12 protein-coding genes are annotated in these 15,550 nt (G+C 43.9%); 7 read left to right on the top strand and 5 right to left on the bottom strand.

Translation table 11 applies throughout. From position 1 onward, the window contains the following. Window positions 1–3: 3 nt before the first annotated feature. Complete coding sequence (locus tag HMPREF2794_RS26705) at window positions 4–1,479, bottom strand: DUF5691 domain-containing protein (RefSeq protein WP_070753168.1); 1,476 nt, start codon at window positions 1,477–1,479, stop codon at window positions 4–6. After that, window positions 1,466–2,794 carry an SWIM zinc finger family protein gene (locus tag HMPREF2794_RS26700; RefSeq protein ID WP_022300853.1) on the bottom strand — a complete coding sequence of 443 codons (1,329 nt, stop codon included), beginning with the start codon at window positions 2,792–2,794 and terminating at the stop codon, window positions 1,466–1,468. The genes HMPREF2794_RS26705 and HMPREF2794_RS26700 overlap by 14 nt, the downstream gene beginning before the upstream one ends. Window positions 2,795–3,030: 236 nt before the next feature. On the opposite strand from HMPREF2794_RS26700, the gene HMPREF2794_RS26695 reads away from it, so the two are divergent. From HMPREF2794_RS26695 to HMPREF2794_RS26680, 4 genes are all read left to right on the top strand, one after another. Next, window positions 3,031–4,485, top strand: coding sequence for a TolC family protein (locus HMPREF2794_RS26695; RefSeq protein WP_010536531.1), 1,455 nt, complete (start codon window positions 3,031–3,033; stop codon window positions 4,483–4,485). A 78-nt stretch (window positions 4,486–4,563) separates the two neighbouring features. Next, a complete protein-coding gene (locus HMPREF2794_RS26690; protein ID WP_008764160.1) occupies window positions 4,564–5,556 on the top strand; it encodes an HlyD family secretion protein in 993 nt (330 codons plus the stop codon). 2 nt (window positions 5,557–5,558) lie between these two features. Next, complete coding sequence (locus tag HMPREF2794_RS26685; protein ID WP_070753166.1) at window positions 5,559–6,740, top strand: ABC transporter permease; 1,182 nt, start codon at window positions 5,559–5,561, stop codon at window positions 6,738–6,740. After that, window positions 6,740–7,999, top strand: coding sequence for an ABC transporter permease (locus HMPREF2794_RS26680; RefSeq protein ID WP_010536528.1), 1,260 nt, complete (start codon window positions 6,740–6,742; stop codon window positions 7,997–7,999). The genes HMPREF2794_RS26685 and HMPREF2794_RS26680 overlap by 1 nt, the downstream gene beginning before the upstream one ends. A 169-nt stretch (window positions 8,000–8,168) precedes the next feature. Here HMPREF2794_RS26680 and HMPREF2794_RS26675 read toward each other — a convergent pair whose 3' ends face one another. Further along, window positions 8,169–8,729, bottom strand: coding sequence for a porin family protein (locus HMPREF2794_RS26675; protein ID WP_010536527.1), 561 nt, complete (start codon window positions 8,727–8,729; stop codon window positions 8,169–8,171). A 391-nt stretch (window positions 8,730–9,120) separates the two neighbouring features. Between HMPREF2794_RS26675 and HMPREF2794_RS26665 the strand changes: the two genes are divergently transcribed. The 3 genes from HMPREF2794_RS26665 (at window position 9,121) to HMPREF2794_RS26655 (ending at window position 13,396) form a co-directional block, all read left to right on the top strand. Further along, the gene (locus tag HMPREF2794_RS26665; RefSeq protein ID WP_010536526.1) at window positions 9,121–9,486 is read left to right on the top strand and encodes a BlaI/MecI/CopY family transcriptional regulator; all 366 of its coding nucleotides are present in this window, start codon (window positions 9,121–9,123) and stop codon (window positions 9,484–9,486) included. A gap of 17 nt (window positions 9,487–9,503) precedes the next feature. Continuing rightward, the gene (locus HMPREF2794_RS26660; protein WP_070753164.1) at window positions 9,504–11,333 is read left to right on the top strand and encodes a M56 family metallopeptidase; all 1,830 of its coding nucleotides are present in this window, start codon (window positions 9,504–9,506) and stop codon (window positions 11,331–11,333) included. 140 nt (window positions 11,334–11,473) lie between these two features. Beyond that, on the top strand, window positions 11,474–13,396 hold the full coding sequence (locus HMPREF2794_RS26655) for a TlpA disulfide reductase family protein (protein WP_070753163.1): 1,923 nt from the start codon (window positions 11,474–11,476) through the stop codon (window positions 13,394–13,396). Between the two features lie 120 nt (window positions 13,397–13,516). Here the strand turns inward: HMPREF2794_RS26655 and HMPREF2794_RS26650 are convergent, their stop codons facing one another. Then, window positions 13,517–14,617 (bottom strand): Mrp/NBP35 family ATP-binding protein, encoded by a 1,101-nt coding sequence (locus tag HMPREF2794_RS26650; protein WP_010536523.1) that lies wholly within the window; start codon window positions 14,615–14,617, stop codon window positions 13,517–13,519. A 90-nt stretch (window positions 14,618–14,707) separates the two neighbouring features. Further along, window positions 14,708–15,466 (bottom strand): tRNA (guanosine(46)-N7)-methyltransferase TrmB, encoded by a 759-nt coding sequence (gene trmB, locus HMPREF2794_RS26645; protein ID WP_010536522.1) that lies wholly within the window; start codon window positions 15,464–15,466, stop codon window positions 14,708–14,710. Window positions 15,467–15,550: the final 84 nt, after the last annotated feature.

Raw genomic sequence — 15,550 nt, 5'->3', positions numbered from 1 at the left:
TTATTAGTCATTATTTAATAAGGTATCTATTCTCTGCTTCAAATCCATGTATTCCATCATCAACCGGGAAAAACGGGTGGAGGTATTATTCTCTTGTGCGGCCATTGAAAGCGCTGTCTGTTCGATGGGTTTTCTCATCTCGGACGGGAAGTATAATGCCAGTCGTTCGGCTGTCTCCTTAGGGAGATAGTAATTATTCCGAAGCATCCGCTGGAATACACGGGTGGAGAATTTCATTCCCCATCCGATGCCGTCTTCGTTGAACCAGCTATCCGGAATATAGCCGCCTCTCTCTGACTGAAAAGCTATTTCCTCCCGTTGGGAGGAAGGCAATAACCCCATCAACGCGTCCGCCATTTTTTCATCCGCATTCTCCTTCAAGGTATGATATGCCCAACCGGAGTCGCTGAAATTCAGGATCGGTTTCGACAGGTCGAACAGTTTCTGAAAAGGAGGGTTCTTCGCCAGTTTGCTGGCAGCCTTCTCCGGCGGACAGTCATAAAACTCACTCCAGAAACTTAATGGAACACGTTCCGCCAACTGGCGTAACAAGAAACGATCATCCTTCTCGTTTTTATTGGAACTCACCTCTTCAAGTCCCAGTTTCTTCATTTCAGGGGTAAATTCAATCTTATCATACGACCATCCCAAAAGGAAATTGAAATGTAATTTCCCCCGCAATAATTCTTCGTATATTTTCACCAGTTCGGAGTCCGGCAGGCTACACAATAATCGCCGGGCCGTTTCTTTGACATTACTGCTCCGGTCAGTCGCCACGATCTCTTGCAGGAATGCTTCGTCTGATTTACTCAACCCCCACCGCAAACACTGAATCAGTTCATCCCGATGGGCAGCCGACTCATTCTTCAGTTCGGTCTGCAATAAGGCAAGCCCCTGCTCCGGACTATTTTTCCGCAGGTTAGTCAACATTCGTTTCCGTTCTTCGTGAGAGGCGGTTTCCCAAGTTTCGTTGCCGGATTCTCCCCATACAGGAAATCCCATTTGCGGAAGAAGCCAACGTCCTCTTTGCCCTGTCAGCAGAGACAGCCAGTGCTGTTCCTCATACCTGTAGGGATTATTCCGGTCAAAAGCTCTTCGCAATAAAGTTTGCAGATAGGCAGGAGGGATCAATTTTCCTTTGTCGGCAGCTTTCCGGTAAGCATACAGCAAAAGATACTGATTTTTATTGAGATACAGGGAAGTAAGCAACTCTCCCACTTCACGGAGGAAGTAAGGTTTGTCTTCTTCCGGAGCTTCTGTCACATTTGCAACTCCTGCAATGGATTGCGCCTCCACTCCGGCACGCGCAAAGGCAAAGCCCAAAGCGGACTGCTGATAGAAGAGAGCTTCCGCATCCTCTGCTTTCGCCTGAATGTCGCGGAGAGTTTCTTGCAACTCTTCCGGAAAATCAGTCGTTATCAGTTCACGGGTGGCAGTGCCAAGCAATGCCACATTGATGATATGATCAGTTAAGTTCATCTTTCCAAAAATAAAATTCAGATTGATACCAGATTGTTTTCAATTCACAGGAAACGGCGTCTGCCAGCAAAAAAGCCGAGAAGGGTTTTCCGCCTGTTATAGCCAGTATGTCAACACGTGCAGTCTCTTCGATATGCACCGTAACGGCCATACCTGCGGCATCCTGTAGATAGTGCGTATTTCCGCTTGTTACCAGTCTGACATTGTCCACCAAGAGAGGAACTTCCTCCGCAAACGGATGAGTCTGCATAACCGTTCTGTAAGATTGCATGGCAACCGGTATATCGGAACACAATGAAGGCAGGAAGGTACTATCCAGCCATTTCATGTTTTGGGGCAGGGCACGCAAGGCAGCAACGCCCTGATAAAAATACAACTCTCCTTCATAGACGCCACCGGGAACCATATTAAATTCCGGCAACGCTCCGGGAGCCAGAAAGTTTAAATAGAGGGCCATACGGTGACTGGACTTCCCGTACAACCAGAAAGTTTCTGTCCGCAGCTCATTTATTTTCCGGCTTCTGGTATGCAAAACGATCCATTGGTCTGCCACCGGCACGCCGGACATCACTTCTTCCTTCGCCTGCGGATATCCTACCTGAGTACGGATTTCCGTTTGCCACTCAGCAGAAAGAGAATCCAAATTCTTATAACTTTCTGTCAGAAGATACAGTTTACTCAATTTGTCGGTAAGCTCATATTTCCAACTGTCCGTATAGTAATTGATTTCCTGTAGCGATCGTAACCTGCCCGCCAATCCACCGGCCTGCGCATCAATCATCCTGCGGGATATGGGTTCAAATAGTGTATATGCTCTTTCCGGGATATTCAGCAGCCCGTTGCGGAGCAAGTCTTTCATCCAGATCTGAAGATCATCAATTCCGGCCAGTACCTTCTGATGGCGCACGGCCTGCCTCTTGGCCTGTGCCGCTTCATCCACCGGAGTTTCCGATTTCTCTTTCTGTTCTTTCTTCTCCGCCTTCTCTTCACGTTTGGAGAGCCATGCCGTTACCCAGTCCGGTTCCTCCGCTTCCTTGAAAAGATCAGCATGGGAAGCATACATAAATAAAAGCCCCAACCCATGTTTACACGGAAACTTACGGCTGGGACAAGAACATTTGAATGCAATATTCTTTGTATCAACTACTGTTTGATAAGGCGTTTTTCCACTTCCTTGGCAGTGTCCCCAGATGGCGCGGTCACTATGCTCCAGAAGTACCCACTTAGTCCGGTTCGCCAACCCTTTTCCTGCTTTGACAGACGCAGCGTCCGGAGCGAGTTGAGTGATTTGTTCTTCTGTCAGATTTAATAACATTATAGTATGTTTATCATGTTTCAAAATACAAGTATAGCATATTTTCCAAAGAGAAGCATTTAAAAAAAGCTAATTCATTTTGCGTTTTCACAGAAAGCACATACATTTGCATCGTTGTTTATGCAATTATTGTTTAAGTCAACAAGTACAAAAAAATGAACTATTTCAATAAACAATTTATATGATAACGGGGTTATTTAAAAAAGAAGTATCACCTTATTAATATGTAAGATGCGATGAAAAAACTATTTCTTCTGACAATTCTGTTGAGCCTGACTTTTATAGTAAAAGCGCAAAGCTTCCTAAGCCTAGATAGTTGCCGCGCATTAGCTCTTGCCAACAACAAAGATCTGTTGATAAGCAATGAAAAAATAAATGCCGCTCATTATCAGCACAAAGCTGCATTTACCAACTACCTGCCCAGTTTCTCGGCTACGGGAACTTACATGAGAAATCAAAAAGAATTTTCATTATTGAACAATGACCAGAAAGCGGCGCTTTCGGGATTGGGGACTAATCTGGCCGGTCCATTACAACAAGCCGCAGGAATTATCGCTCAATTACATCCGGAAATTGCATCCCAGATTCCAGCCTTGGGCGCTAGCCTGACTTCGGCTTTTAATGAAGCCGGAAGTTCACTGGTCGATGCACTCCGCACCGATACGAGAAATGTATATGCAGGTGCCATCACGCTGACACAGCCATTATACATGGGCGGCAAAATCCGTGCATATAATAAAATCACAAAGTATGCCGAAGAATTAGCGCAACAGCAACATCAAGGAGGCATGCAGGAGGTTATCATGAGCACTGACCAGGCTTACTGGCAAGTCATATCCTTAGTGAACAAGAAGAAACTGGCCGAAGGCTATCTCAAACTTTTGCAGCAGCTGGACAGCGATGTGGAAAAGATGATTGCCGAAGGAGTTGCCACAAAAGCCGACGGTTTGTCCGTGCGTGTGAAAGTCAACGAAGCGGAAATGACACTGACTAAAGTGGAAGACGGATTAAGCCTGGCCCGAATGTTGTTGTGTCAACTATGTGGCATTGATCTCAGCTCTCCTATCACGTTGGCAGACGAAAATATGGAGGACATTCCACTGCTCACACCGGAGACCCACTTCGACATGTCCACCGCTTACGCCAACCGTCCGGAGATACGCAGCCTTGAACTGGCTACTCAGATTTATAAACAGAAAATAAATGTTACCCGCGCCGAACATCTTCCGTCCATTGCGTTGATGGGAAATTATATGGTGACCAATCCTTCCGTATTCAACAGCTTTGAGAATAAATTCAAAGGAATGTGGAATGTGGGCGTTATGGTACAGATACCTATCTGGCATTGGGGGGAAGGCATTTACAAGACCAAAGCCGCCAAGGCAGAAGCACGAATCGCACAATATCAGCTTCAGGATGCGAGAGAAAAGATCGAATTGCAAGTTAACCAATCCGCTTTTAAAGTAAAGGAAGCCAGCAAAAAACTGGTAATGGCAACCAAGAATATGGAAAAGGCTGACGAAAATCTCCGTTATGCCACCTTAGGCTTCAAAGAAGGGGTCATTGCCACCAGCAATGTCCTGGAAGCACAAACGGCATGGCTGTCCGCCCAATCGGAAAAGATTGACGCACAAATCGACGTGAAGCTGACGGAGATTTATCTGAAGAAGTCTTTGGGAACGCTGAAATAATGGACAGTTGACTATTGACAATTAAAGACTGAGGTATTCAATCAATTTATTATTCGTAATTTATAATTCATCAATAATATGGCACCTATAAAATCACAAAACAGCAATATGCTGCTTGCATTTCTTACTTTACTGGGAGTTATTGCAATCGTTGCAGTCGTTGGCTTTTTCATGCTCCGCAAAGGTCCTGAAATTATTCAGGGGCAGGCTGAAGTTACCGAATACCGCGTTTCAAGCAAAGTTCCGGGACGTATACTGGAATTTCGTGTGAAAGAAGGACAAAGCGTAAATGCCGGAGATACACTGGCTATTCTGGAAGCCCCCGATGTAGTGGCTAAAATGGAGCAGGCACGTGCCGCCGAAGCTGCCGCTCAGGCACAAAACGAAAAAGCAATCAAAGGTGCACGTGAGGAACAGATTCAGGCAGCCTATGAAATGTGGCAGAAAGCTCAGGCCGGTGTTACAATTGCCGAGAAATCATACAAGAGAGTCAAGAACCTGTATGAACAAGGAGTGATGCCCGCACAAAAGCTGGACGAAGTAACCGCACAACGCGACGCTGCCATCGCTACTGAGAAAGCTGCCAAAGCACAATATACTATGGCAAAGAACGGTGCGGAACGTGAAGACAAGATGGCTGCCGAAGCGTTGGTGAACCGTGCCAAAGGAGCTGTTGCCGAAGTAGAATCTTACATTAAGGAAACCTATCTGATTGCTCCGGCTGCCGGAGAAGTTTCCGAGATTTTCCCGAAAGTAGGCGAATTGGTAGGCACAGGTGCTCCTATCATGAACATAGCCGAACTCAATGATATGTGGGTGACTTTCAACGTACGCGAAGACTTGCTCAAAAACCTGACTATGGGAGCAGAATTTGAAGCTGTTGTTCCCGCGCTGGATAATAAAACAGTCAGACTCAAAGTATACTATCTGAAAGACTTAGGTACTTACGCCGCCTGGAAAGCAACCAAAACTACCGGTCAGTTCGACCTGAAGACATTTGAAGTCAAAGCTTCTCCGATGGAAAAAGTGGAAAATCTTCGTCCGGGTATGTCCGTCATCATTAACAAATAATCATGAAAGAGAGAAAGAAGAAATATGTAGCCTTATGGCAAGTCATGCAGAGGGAGTGCAGGCGGTTAGTATCACGCCCGCTCTATCTCTTTTGCATGGTCATCGCTCCATTGTTCTGCTACCTATTTTTCACGACCCTGATGGATTCGGGACTTCCGCAGAATCTTCCGGCGGGCGTGGTAGACATGGACGACTCGTCTACTTCACGCAACATTGTCCGCAATCTGGATGCTTTCTCGCAAACAGGTGTCATAGCTCATTACAGCAATGTTACGGATGCGCGCATCGCTGTGCAGGAAGGAAAAATTTACGGTTTCTTCTATATCCCGAAAGGCTTGTCGGCAGAAGCACAAAGCCAGCGGCAACCCAAAATCTCTTTCTATACCAATTACTCCTATCTGATTGCGGGCTCTTTGCTATTCAGAGATATGAAAATGATGGGAGAACTTACTGCCGGCTCTGCTGCCAGAAGTATACTGTATGCCAAAGGAGCTACGGAAGATCAGGCAATGGGTTTCCTGCAACCAATCGTAATAGACACGCATCCACTGAACAATCCATGGCTGAATTATTCGGTATACCTGTGTAACACACTGATACCGGGAGTACTCATGCTGCTTATTTTTATGGTCACCGTTTATTCTATTGGTGTAGAAATCAAAGACCGTACCGCCCGTGAATGGTTGCGGATGAGCAACAATTCCATTTACATCGCACTGGCAGGCAAACTGCTCCCGCATACGGTAGTCTTCTTCATAATGGGAATATTCTATAATGTATACCTGTATGGCTTTCTGCATTTCCCTTGCAACAGCGGCATTTTTCCGATGATATTCGCCACACTCTGCCTCGTCTTGGCATCCCAGTGCTGCGGTATTGTCATGATAGGTACACTGCCTACACTCCGCCTCGGATTAAGTTTCGCCTCCTTGTGGGGAGTGATTTCATTCTCTATCTCCGGTTTTTCTTTTCCGGTGATGGCGATGAATCCTGTCTTGCAGGCTCTGAGTAATCTGTTTCCGTTACGTCATTATTTCCTGATTTACGTAGATCAGGCGCTCAACGGGTACAGTATGGCCTATTCATGGTCCAACTATATGGCATTACTAATATTCATGATGCTTCCTTTCTTTGTGGTCCACCGCTTGAAAGAAGCATTGGTTTACTATAAATACATACCCTAATGAAAGATATAAAATTTAAAGATAAGATAGCCCAAGGCATCAACGACCTGTTTTATATCTGGAAGCGGGAGTTCCAGACAACTTTCCGTGACCAGGGGGTACTGATTTTCTTTATTCTCGTCCCACTCGGTTATCCGTTATTGTACAGCTTTATCTATGACAATGAAGTAGTACGCGAAGTTCCTGCCGTTGTAGTCGATGACTCGCATTCATCCCTGAGTCGCGAATATCTCAGAAAAGTGGATGCTACACCGGACGTTCAGATCATTGCCTATTGTGCCGATATGGAGGAAGCCAAGCAGATGCTGAAGAACCGCCTCGCCTATGGCATTATCTATATACCTTCAGATTTTAGTGACAACATTGCCAAAGGGAAGCAGACACAAGTCAGCATCTACTGCGATATGAGCGGATTGTTGTATTATAAATCCATGCTGATCGCCAATACAGCAGTTTCACTGGATATGAATAAAGATATAAAGATCGCGCGTAGCGGTAACACGACCGAACGACAGGATGAAATCACCGGCTACCCGATAGAATATGAAGAGATTTCCATATTCAACCCCACAGCAGGTTTTGCAGCCTTCCTGATTCCTGCCGTACTGGTATTGATTATACAGCAAACATTATTGCTCGGCATCGGACTTGCAGCGGGAACCGCCCGTGAAAATAACCGGTTTAAGGATCTTGTGCCCATCAACCGACATTATAACGGTACACTACGAATTGTGCTTGGCAAAGGATTGAGTTATTTCCTTGTATACGTACTGGTATCGTTTTACGTGCTGTATATCGTGCCAAGACTATTCAGCCTCAACCAGATCGGACAACCCGGTTCACTGATACTATTCGTTGTCCCCTATCTGGCAGCCTGCATTTTCTTTGCAATGACTACCTCCATTGCCATTCGCAACCGGGAAACCTGTATGCTGATTTTTGTATTCACCTCCGTACCGTTGCTGTTTATTTCCGGCATCTCATGGCCGGGAGCGGCAATTCCTCCGTTCTGGAAATATGTATCTTACATCTTCCCGTCTACATTCGGTATCAATGGCTTTGTGAAAATCAATAATATGGGAGCTACACTCAGTGAAGTCGCCTTTGAATATAAAGCCTTGTGGATACAAGCAGGTGTTTATTTCCTTACCACTTGCTGGGTATATCGCTGGCAGATACTGATGAGTCGGAAACATGCAATAGAACGATATAAAGAACTAAAAGAAAAAGCGAATCTGGCCAAACAGATCAGCGATTGAGACTATTAAGAGAGAGAGTTAAATACGATGTATTCTTCTGCGGAGGTATACATCGTTTTTCTTTATAGGAAGAGAGAGTTTCTTTATGGAGAAGAAATAGAAAAGTCCCCCGCTCCATCGATTGGGCAGGGGACTTTATGAATGGTATTATAAAGAGGATATGATTCAATTAGAATTTGTAACCTACTCCGATGGAGAAGTTCAGATTTTTAGGAGAACCGCTGGCATCATAGACTTTAGTCAAGCCAAATTCTCCTGTCAGATCGACAAAGAATCTGTTGATTTCGTAAGCAACACCTACTCCAAGTCCAAAATCAAATCTTTTGCCACCACCATTATCACCAAAGAAATCTTCTTTCACACCAGCTATCTTGTATTTGCCTGCAATACCGCATGCCAGATACGGACCGGCCTTTACAACTACGTTTTGTCCATCTACTACAGCAAATCTTGCAGCAGCCATTACCGGCAATTCCAGATACATCGGATTAGCCTTCATATCGCCTAATTTGGCACCTTTCTGAGTAAACATCAAAGAAGGCTGAAGAGACCACATATCAGTAAACTGATACTCCATTCCAACTCCAAGATTAAAACCTACTCTCATATCCGTATCAGCGTCTCCTGTGAAATTACTCATGTTCATACCTACCTTAGCATTCCAGGAAATCTGAGAATAAGAAACGATAGAAACAAGTGCAAACAGCACAAAAATCAAACCTTTTTTCATATCTGTCATTTTTTAGTTCGCCTCCCTCCTCCCTCTGGGCTGCATAGTTAATAGTTTCTTTATTGAGTACGGGGAATCTTTCCAAACATTGATTTGTATTGAAACGCACCCTTCTTTTATTAACATTCGTTTTATGCTCTACAAAAGTATTTCATTTATTTTATATAAAAAAAGATGAAAGCAGTTTTGTTCACCTAAATGTCCGAAAGATTGCTTATTTGGACGAAAATAACTTTTATCCACATTATTTTCATACCACGTAAGCCAAAGGGAGTTTACCCGCAAACAGACACCTTTCCTATAGGCATTTACAACATTTAACCATCTAACTATTGCTTTATTACGAAATATTCGTAGCTTTGCGAAAGAATCGTAATTAAACATCATCTCCATGGAAAAGTTAACTATACAAGAAGAAGAAGTAATGATCTACATTTGGGAGTTACAGGACTGTTTCGTAAAGGACATCGTATCTAAGTATCCGCAACCGGCGCCACCTTATACTACCGTTGCGTCCATCGTGAAAAATCTCGAGCGGAAAGGATACGTAAAATCGAAACATATAGGAAATACCTATCAATATACTCCCGCAATTCGTGAAAATGAATACAAACGCCACTTCATGAGTGGAGTAGTCCGCAACTATTTCGAGAATTCTTATAAGGAAATGGTTTCTTTCTTTGCAAAAGATCAAAAGATATCCACTGATGACCTTAAAGACATTATCGAACTGATAGAGAAAGGAAAAGAAAAATAAACTGAAACTTTATCGATATGACTCCGGAACTAGCCTATTTCCTAAAGATAAACGTAGCAATCGCATTGTTTTACGCTTTCTATCGGTTGTTTTTTCATAAAGACACCTTCTTTCACTGGCGACGAACCGCTTTGTTATGCTTCTTCGGCATTTCCCTGCTTTATCCCTTATTGAATATTCAAGAGTGGATAAAGGAACAGGAGCCTATGGTGGCAATGGCGGATCTTTATGCCACAATCATTCTTCCGGAGCAAATCATTGAGGCACCACAGGAAACAACCGTCACCTGGCAGGAACTAATCCCACAAATTCTGGAAGTTATCTACTGGAGTGGTGTATTGCTCCTTGCCATACGCTTTTTAATCCAGCTAGGCAGTATCATACGGTTGCATTTCCTATGTCCGAAAAGCACGATACAGGGATCACGCGTACATATATTAAAGACAGGCACAGGACCTTTTTCTTTCTTTCACTGGATATTCATACACCCGGAATCGCATACGGAATCCGAAATCAGCGAAATAATCACGCATGAAGAAACCCATGCCCGTCAATACCACTCAGCAGACGTACTTATCAGTGAGTTTATGTGCATTTTCTGCTGGTTCAATCCCTTCATCTGGCTAATGAAACGAGAAGTCAGAGGAAATCTGGAATACATGGCAGATCACCGCGTATTGGAGACGGGGCATGATAGTAAATCATACCAGTACCACTTGTTGGGACTGGCACATCACAAGGCTGCAGCAAATTTATCTAATAGTTTCAATGTTTTACCACTTAAAAATCGTATCAAAATGATGAATAAACGAAGAACCAAAGAAATAGGAAGGACTAAGTATCTGATGTTCCTTCCCTTGGCTGCCCTGTTGATGATTATCAGCAACATCGAAGTAGTAGCCCGCACAACGAAAGAATTTGCTAAGGAAGTGATGGGAACACCGACAGAGCAAAGTGTTTCTCAAGCTGAACTCGCCAATGGTCCGGAACTTCCCGACGGAATGACGGAAGTAGCGACATTACAGGATAAGAAAGGAACGCAGAAAACAAAAGAGGTAGCTCCTCCTCCCCCTCCGGCACCCGTTAAAAGTGCTACTGTAAACGATTCTGTCGTATTTGAAGTGGTAGAAGAGATGCCCGACTTCCCTGGTGGACAATCGGCACTGATGGAATATCTTGCCAAGAATATCAAATATCCGGCAACAGCCCATGAAAATGGAAAGCAAGGACGTGTGATTGTGATGTTTGTAGTCAAAAAAGACGGTAGCATTTCCGACGTTAAAACTGTTCGGGGCGTAGATCCCTATCTCGACAAGGAAGCAGAACGTGTGATTGCCGCCATGCCCCATTGGAAACCCGGCAAACAAAGAGGACAAGCTGTGAACGTAAGATTCACCGTTCCCGTAACTTTCCGTTTGTCTGGTCCGGAACCTGCAAAACCAGCAGAAACTCCCGAGGCAGTAGCAATAGAAAAGTTTGAAGAGGTTGTAGTGGTAGGCTATGGACCTAAAGAAGAGGTGCCCAATAATGAGCCGACTTTCAAAGTCGTAGATGAAATGCCTAAATTTCCCGGAGGACAGGAAGGATTAATGCGCTACTTAGCCAGAAATATAAAGTACCCAACTATGGCCCAGCAGAACAAGGAACAAGGAAAAGTACTCGTCCAAATTGTCATTGACAAAGACGGTAACGTGTCAAATATAAAAATATTAAAAGGTGCGTCAGCTTGGCTGGATGCTGAAGCGATTCGCGTGGTGCGGGGTATGCCGAAATGGGAACCGGGCAAACAGAACGGCCAAGCCGTTGCCGTGGAATATACATTCCCTATCACATTCCGACTCCAATAAGCTAAACCGGAAATAGCATTATTCTCTTGACAAATAACAGAAAAAGGAGCAATCGCATGCGATTCTGCTCCTTTTTTCTATAATTACATAAATAAATTACAATAATATGATTACATTTGTTGGAGATAAAACCTATTCATATGAAAAGATCCGCATTAATAATAAGTATGCTGCTAGGTATGCTTTGCATGGCACAAGCTAAAGACAGAATCGTAGAACGTCCTCCCTTTTTAGCTCAAAACTCCTCAAGTATAGAGATAGACAAAATAGTGATGAGTGACACAGTCACAACGGTATATATCAAGGCTTTCTATCGCCCTAAATACTGGATAAAGATTGCAACCGGCAGTGTTTTGAAAGATAATAACGGTATCTTATACCCCATCCGGAAAGGAATAGGTATTACACTGGACAAAGAATTCTGGATGCCGGAATCCGGCGAAGCCGAGTTCCAACTAACTTTTCCACCTATTCCTCAGAATGTGACCCGGCTGGATTTCTCCGAAGGAGACTTTGAAGGGGCATATAAAATATGGGGGATACAATTGGACAAGAAGTCATTCGGCAAATTCAAATTACCTAAGGATGTTATAGTTCCAAAAGCAGACCATAAAATGACGCTGCCCGATCCCATTGTCAAATACGACAAGGCTATTCTGAAAGGAAGAATCCTTGACTACCAAAAAGGAATGCCCGACAAAGGTAGTCTTTACTACCAGGATGTCATAAGGGAAGGAGCCCAGGAAGGAAAAATTCGAATTCAGGACGATGGAACATTTTATCATGAAATGAATGTTTTCATGATTACTCCGTGTACGATCATGTTTCCTTTTGGAACCATCGAGTACTTACTGGCACCGGGAGAAACCACTTCTATTGTCATCAATCTCCGCGAAAACGCCCGAAAGCAATCTCACCTTCGCCAAGCAGAAAAGCCATACGGAAAAGAAGTCTATTATGGAGGATACTTAGCCGGATTGCAGCAAGAACTAGCGGATAATCCCATGAGTTTCAGTTTTACTGAAGGCAACAGCTACGAGGACTATCAACAACAAATAAAACAACTGAACGGGAAAACAGCCGAAGAGTACAAGGCTCAAATACTTGCCCGGCTGCCCGAATTCAAAAAACAAATCATGCAGTCGAAAGGCAGCCCTGCCTATAAAGAGATAATCAACACTGATCTCGAATTGTCTGCCGCACTAAAGGTGATCGAAACCGAAAGGAACCTGAAATTAGCCTATATCATGGCTAATGGACTGGAAGGAGAGAAAGCAAACAAATATTATGCTGAAACTCAGATAAACATTCCCCAAGGATATTATGAAGGGCTTCTGGACTTCACATCTATTCTTTCGCCCAAAGCGTGCTACAACAGCAGATATCCTGCATTGTTTGACATCATACGCCGTGTAGGCATCAATGATAAAATACTTAAGCACCTGGATAGTCATACAGCAGCCGGTTTCCTGACCCAAAATTTAAAGGCACATATGATCGGAGTTTCCATGAGAGACCTCAATCCACTCAACGATGAACAAAAGGCAGAATTAGTTACCATGCCTTCAGCATACAATGAAGTGGTTCTGGTTATGAACAGTGACCTACTGAAGCAAATAGAAATAAATAAAAAGAAAACAGGATTTACCATCAATGACGCCGGAGAAGTATCTAACGAAGATTTATTTCCATCTATTATCTCCAAATTTCGCGGCCATACCTTGCTAGTCGATTTTTGGGCAACCTGGTGCGGTCCATGCCGTTCTGCCAACAAAGAAATCCTCCCTATGAAAGAAGAACTGAAAGACAAAGATATCATCTACCTTTACATTACAGGTGAAACGTCTCCATTGGGAACTTGGAAGAACATGATTCCTGATATTCACGGAGAGCATTTCCGTGTGACAAAAGAACAATGGAGTTATCTGGGTGAGAAACTCAACATCCGGGGTGTCCCTACTTACTTTGTTGTGGACAAAGAAGGAAATATCACTTATAAACAAACAGGATTTCCCGGGGTAGATGCCATGAAAGAACAATTAATGAAAGCATTGGAGAAATAAGGGTATTCATCACAAAGTAACCCAAAGCTATACCAATCAATGAAACAACCTCCCGATGATGAAGCAAGACACATCTCATCGGGAGGTTTTATATTCAGCGTAAGTTCAGTATCAGAACATTTATTTATGCATCTCTACAATCTTGGTCGGAGCCATCTCTATATTCCGACGATCTACCTGACGAACGACGCTGGCTGCCAAAGACAAGAAAGCACGTCCCGTTACCGTATCTTCATCCAACGCTACCGGAGTCCCATTGTCCCCACCTTCACAGATGCTTTGCACAATAGGGATCTGGCCAAGTAAAGGTACATTCATTTCTTCAGCCAATTTCTTAGCCCCTTCTTTACCGAAGATATAGTACTTATTCTCCGGCAGTTCGGCAGGCGTAAACCAAGCCATATTCTCAACCAATCCCAGAATAGGTACATTCACTTTATCGTTCGTGAACATGTTGATTCCTTTACGGGCATCCGCCAGTGCAACAGCCTGCGGAGTGCTGACGACAATCGCTCCCGTCATAGCCAATGTCTGAACAACGGTCAGATGAATGTCACTTGTACCGGGAGGAAGATCAATCAGAAAATAATCAAGATCACCCCAGTCAGCATCACCAATCAGCTGTTTTAATGCATTGCTCGCCATACCGCCGCGCCAAAGTGTAGCCTGATCAGGATCAACGAAGAAACCGATAGAAAGCAGTTTCACACCGTATTTCTCTACCGGAATAATCAGATCACGTCCATCAATCTTCTCCGCATACGGACGGGCATCTTCCACCTGAAACATCTTCGGCATGGAAGGACCGAAGATATCGGCATCAAGCAGACCGACTTTGTAGCCCAACTTAGCCAAAGCAACTGCCAGATTTGCAGAAACGGTAGACTTACCCACCCCTCCTTTGCCGGAAGAAATGCCGATAATATTCTTCACCTGCGGAAGCAGTTTGCCCACTTCCGGACGAGCAGCCTGTTTACTTTCTGTTGTAATAGTTACCTGTACATCCGGTGATACATAGGTATGAATGGCTGTTTCCGCAGCCTTCAGCATTGATTTCATAAACGGATCGGTCGGCTTCTCAAAGATTAAAGAAAAACTGACTGTCATACCGTCAATACGCAGGTTGTCTGCAACCATCTCCGCTTCCACCAGATTCTTTCCCGTACCGGGATAACGCACCGTTGCCAGTGCATCCAATATTAATTTCGGATAAAGGGTCATTTTAATTACTATTTGACTATTTACTATTTACTATTTAAATTCACCGTTCGGTCAGTTGGCTGTTCACTTTACGGTGATTATGCTGACAAGCTACTTGCTTGTGGTTAATCCGCTACGCTTGCTACGGTTGTAGCTACGATAGGGATCAAGTTCTATTTCTACATCCGGTTCCTGCAATTGACCTTCCTGCGGAAGCCGGAATTTAATATACTTAATATTTAAACCACGATCAAGCCATTGTTGTTCATAATAAGTCTTGATTCCAAGAATGTCATCCACTAAGCCGGAATGATATAAGTCTTCCGTCATAAATTCTATCGGAAGATTATTTGCCTCTATCATGTATTTCGTATAAGTAAACATGAAGTTGCTGTCGGTCTTCAGATGGATGATTCCATCCGGCTTCAAAAACTTACGATAACGCTCCATAAAATAAGTGGAGGTCAGCCGCTTGGTAGCCTTTTTCATCTGCGGATCAGAGAAGGTCAGCCAAATCTCACTGACTTCACCTGCTGCAAAAAAGCGTTCGATGATCTCAATATTTGTGCGAAGAAAAGCAACATTCTTCATTCCTGCCTGCAGGGATTCCGTCGCACCGGTCCACATCCGGGAGCCTTTGATATCAACAGCTATAAAGTTCTTGTCGGGAAACATTTTGCCCAGCCCGACGGTATATTCACCCCGTCCGCAACCAAGTTCGAGCACTATCGGATGATCGTTTCCGAAAAATTCCTGATGCCATTTTCCCTTCATGTCAAAAGGCACATTATCCACCGCCGAATAAGGATATTCGAATACATGCGGGTAACTCGCCATATCGGCAAACTTCTCTAATTTATTCTTTCCCATCTCATTACTGATTAGGATGCAAAGGTACTTACTTTTCGTAAACAACAAAAATAAATGGAGTACAGATTGCTCCGTACTCCATTC

The sequence above is a fragment of the Bacteroides sp. HMSC067B03 genome (assembly GCF_001811315.1).
Classification (GTDB): domain Bacteria; phylum Bacteroidota; class Bacteroidia; order Bacteroidales; family Bacteroidaceae; genus Bacteroides; species Bacteroides faecis.
Note: the sequence above shows the minus strand (reverse complement) of the source record. Positions and strands in the feature narration are given on the sequence as shown.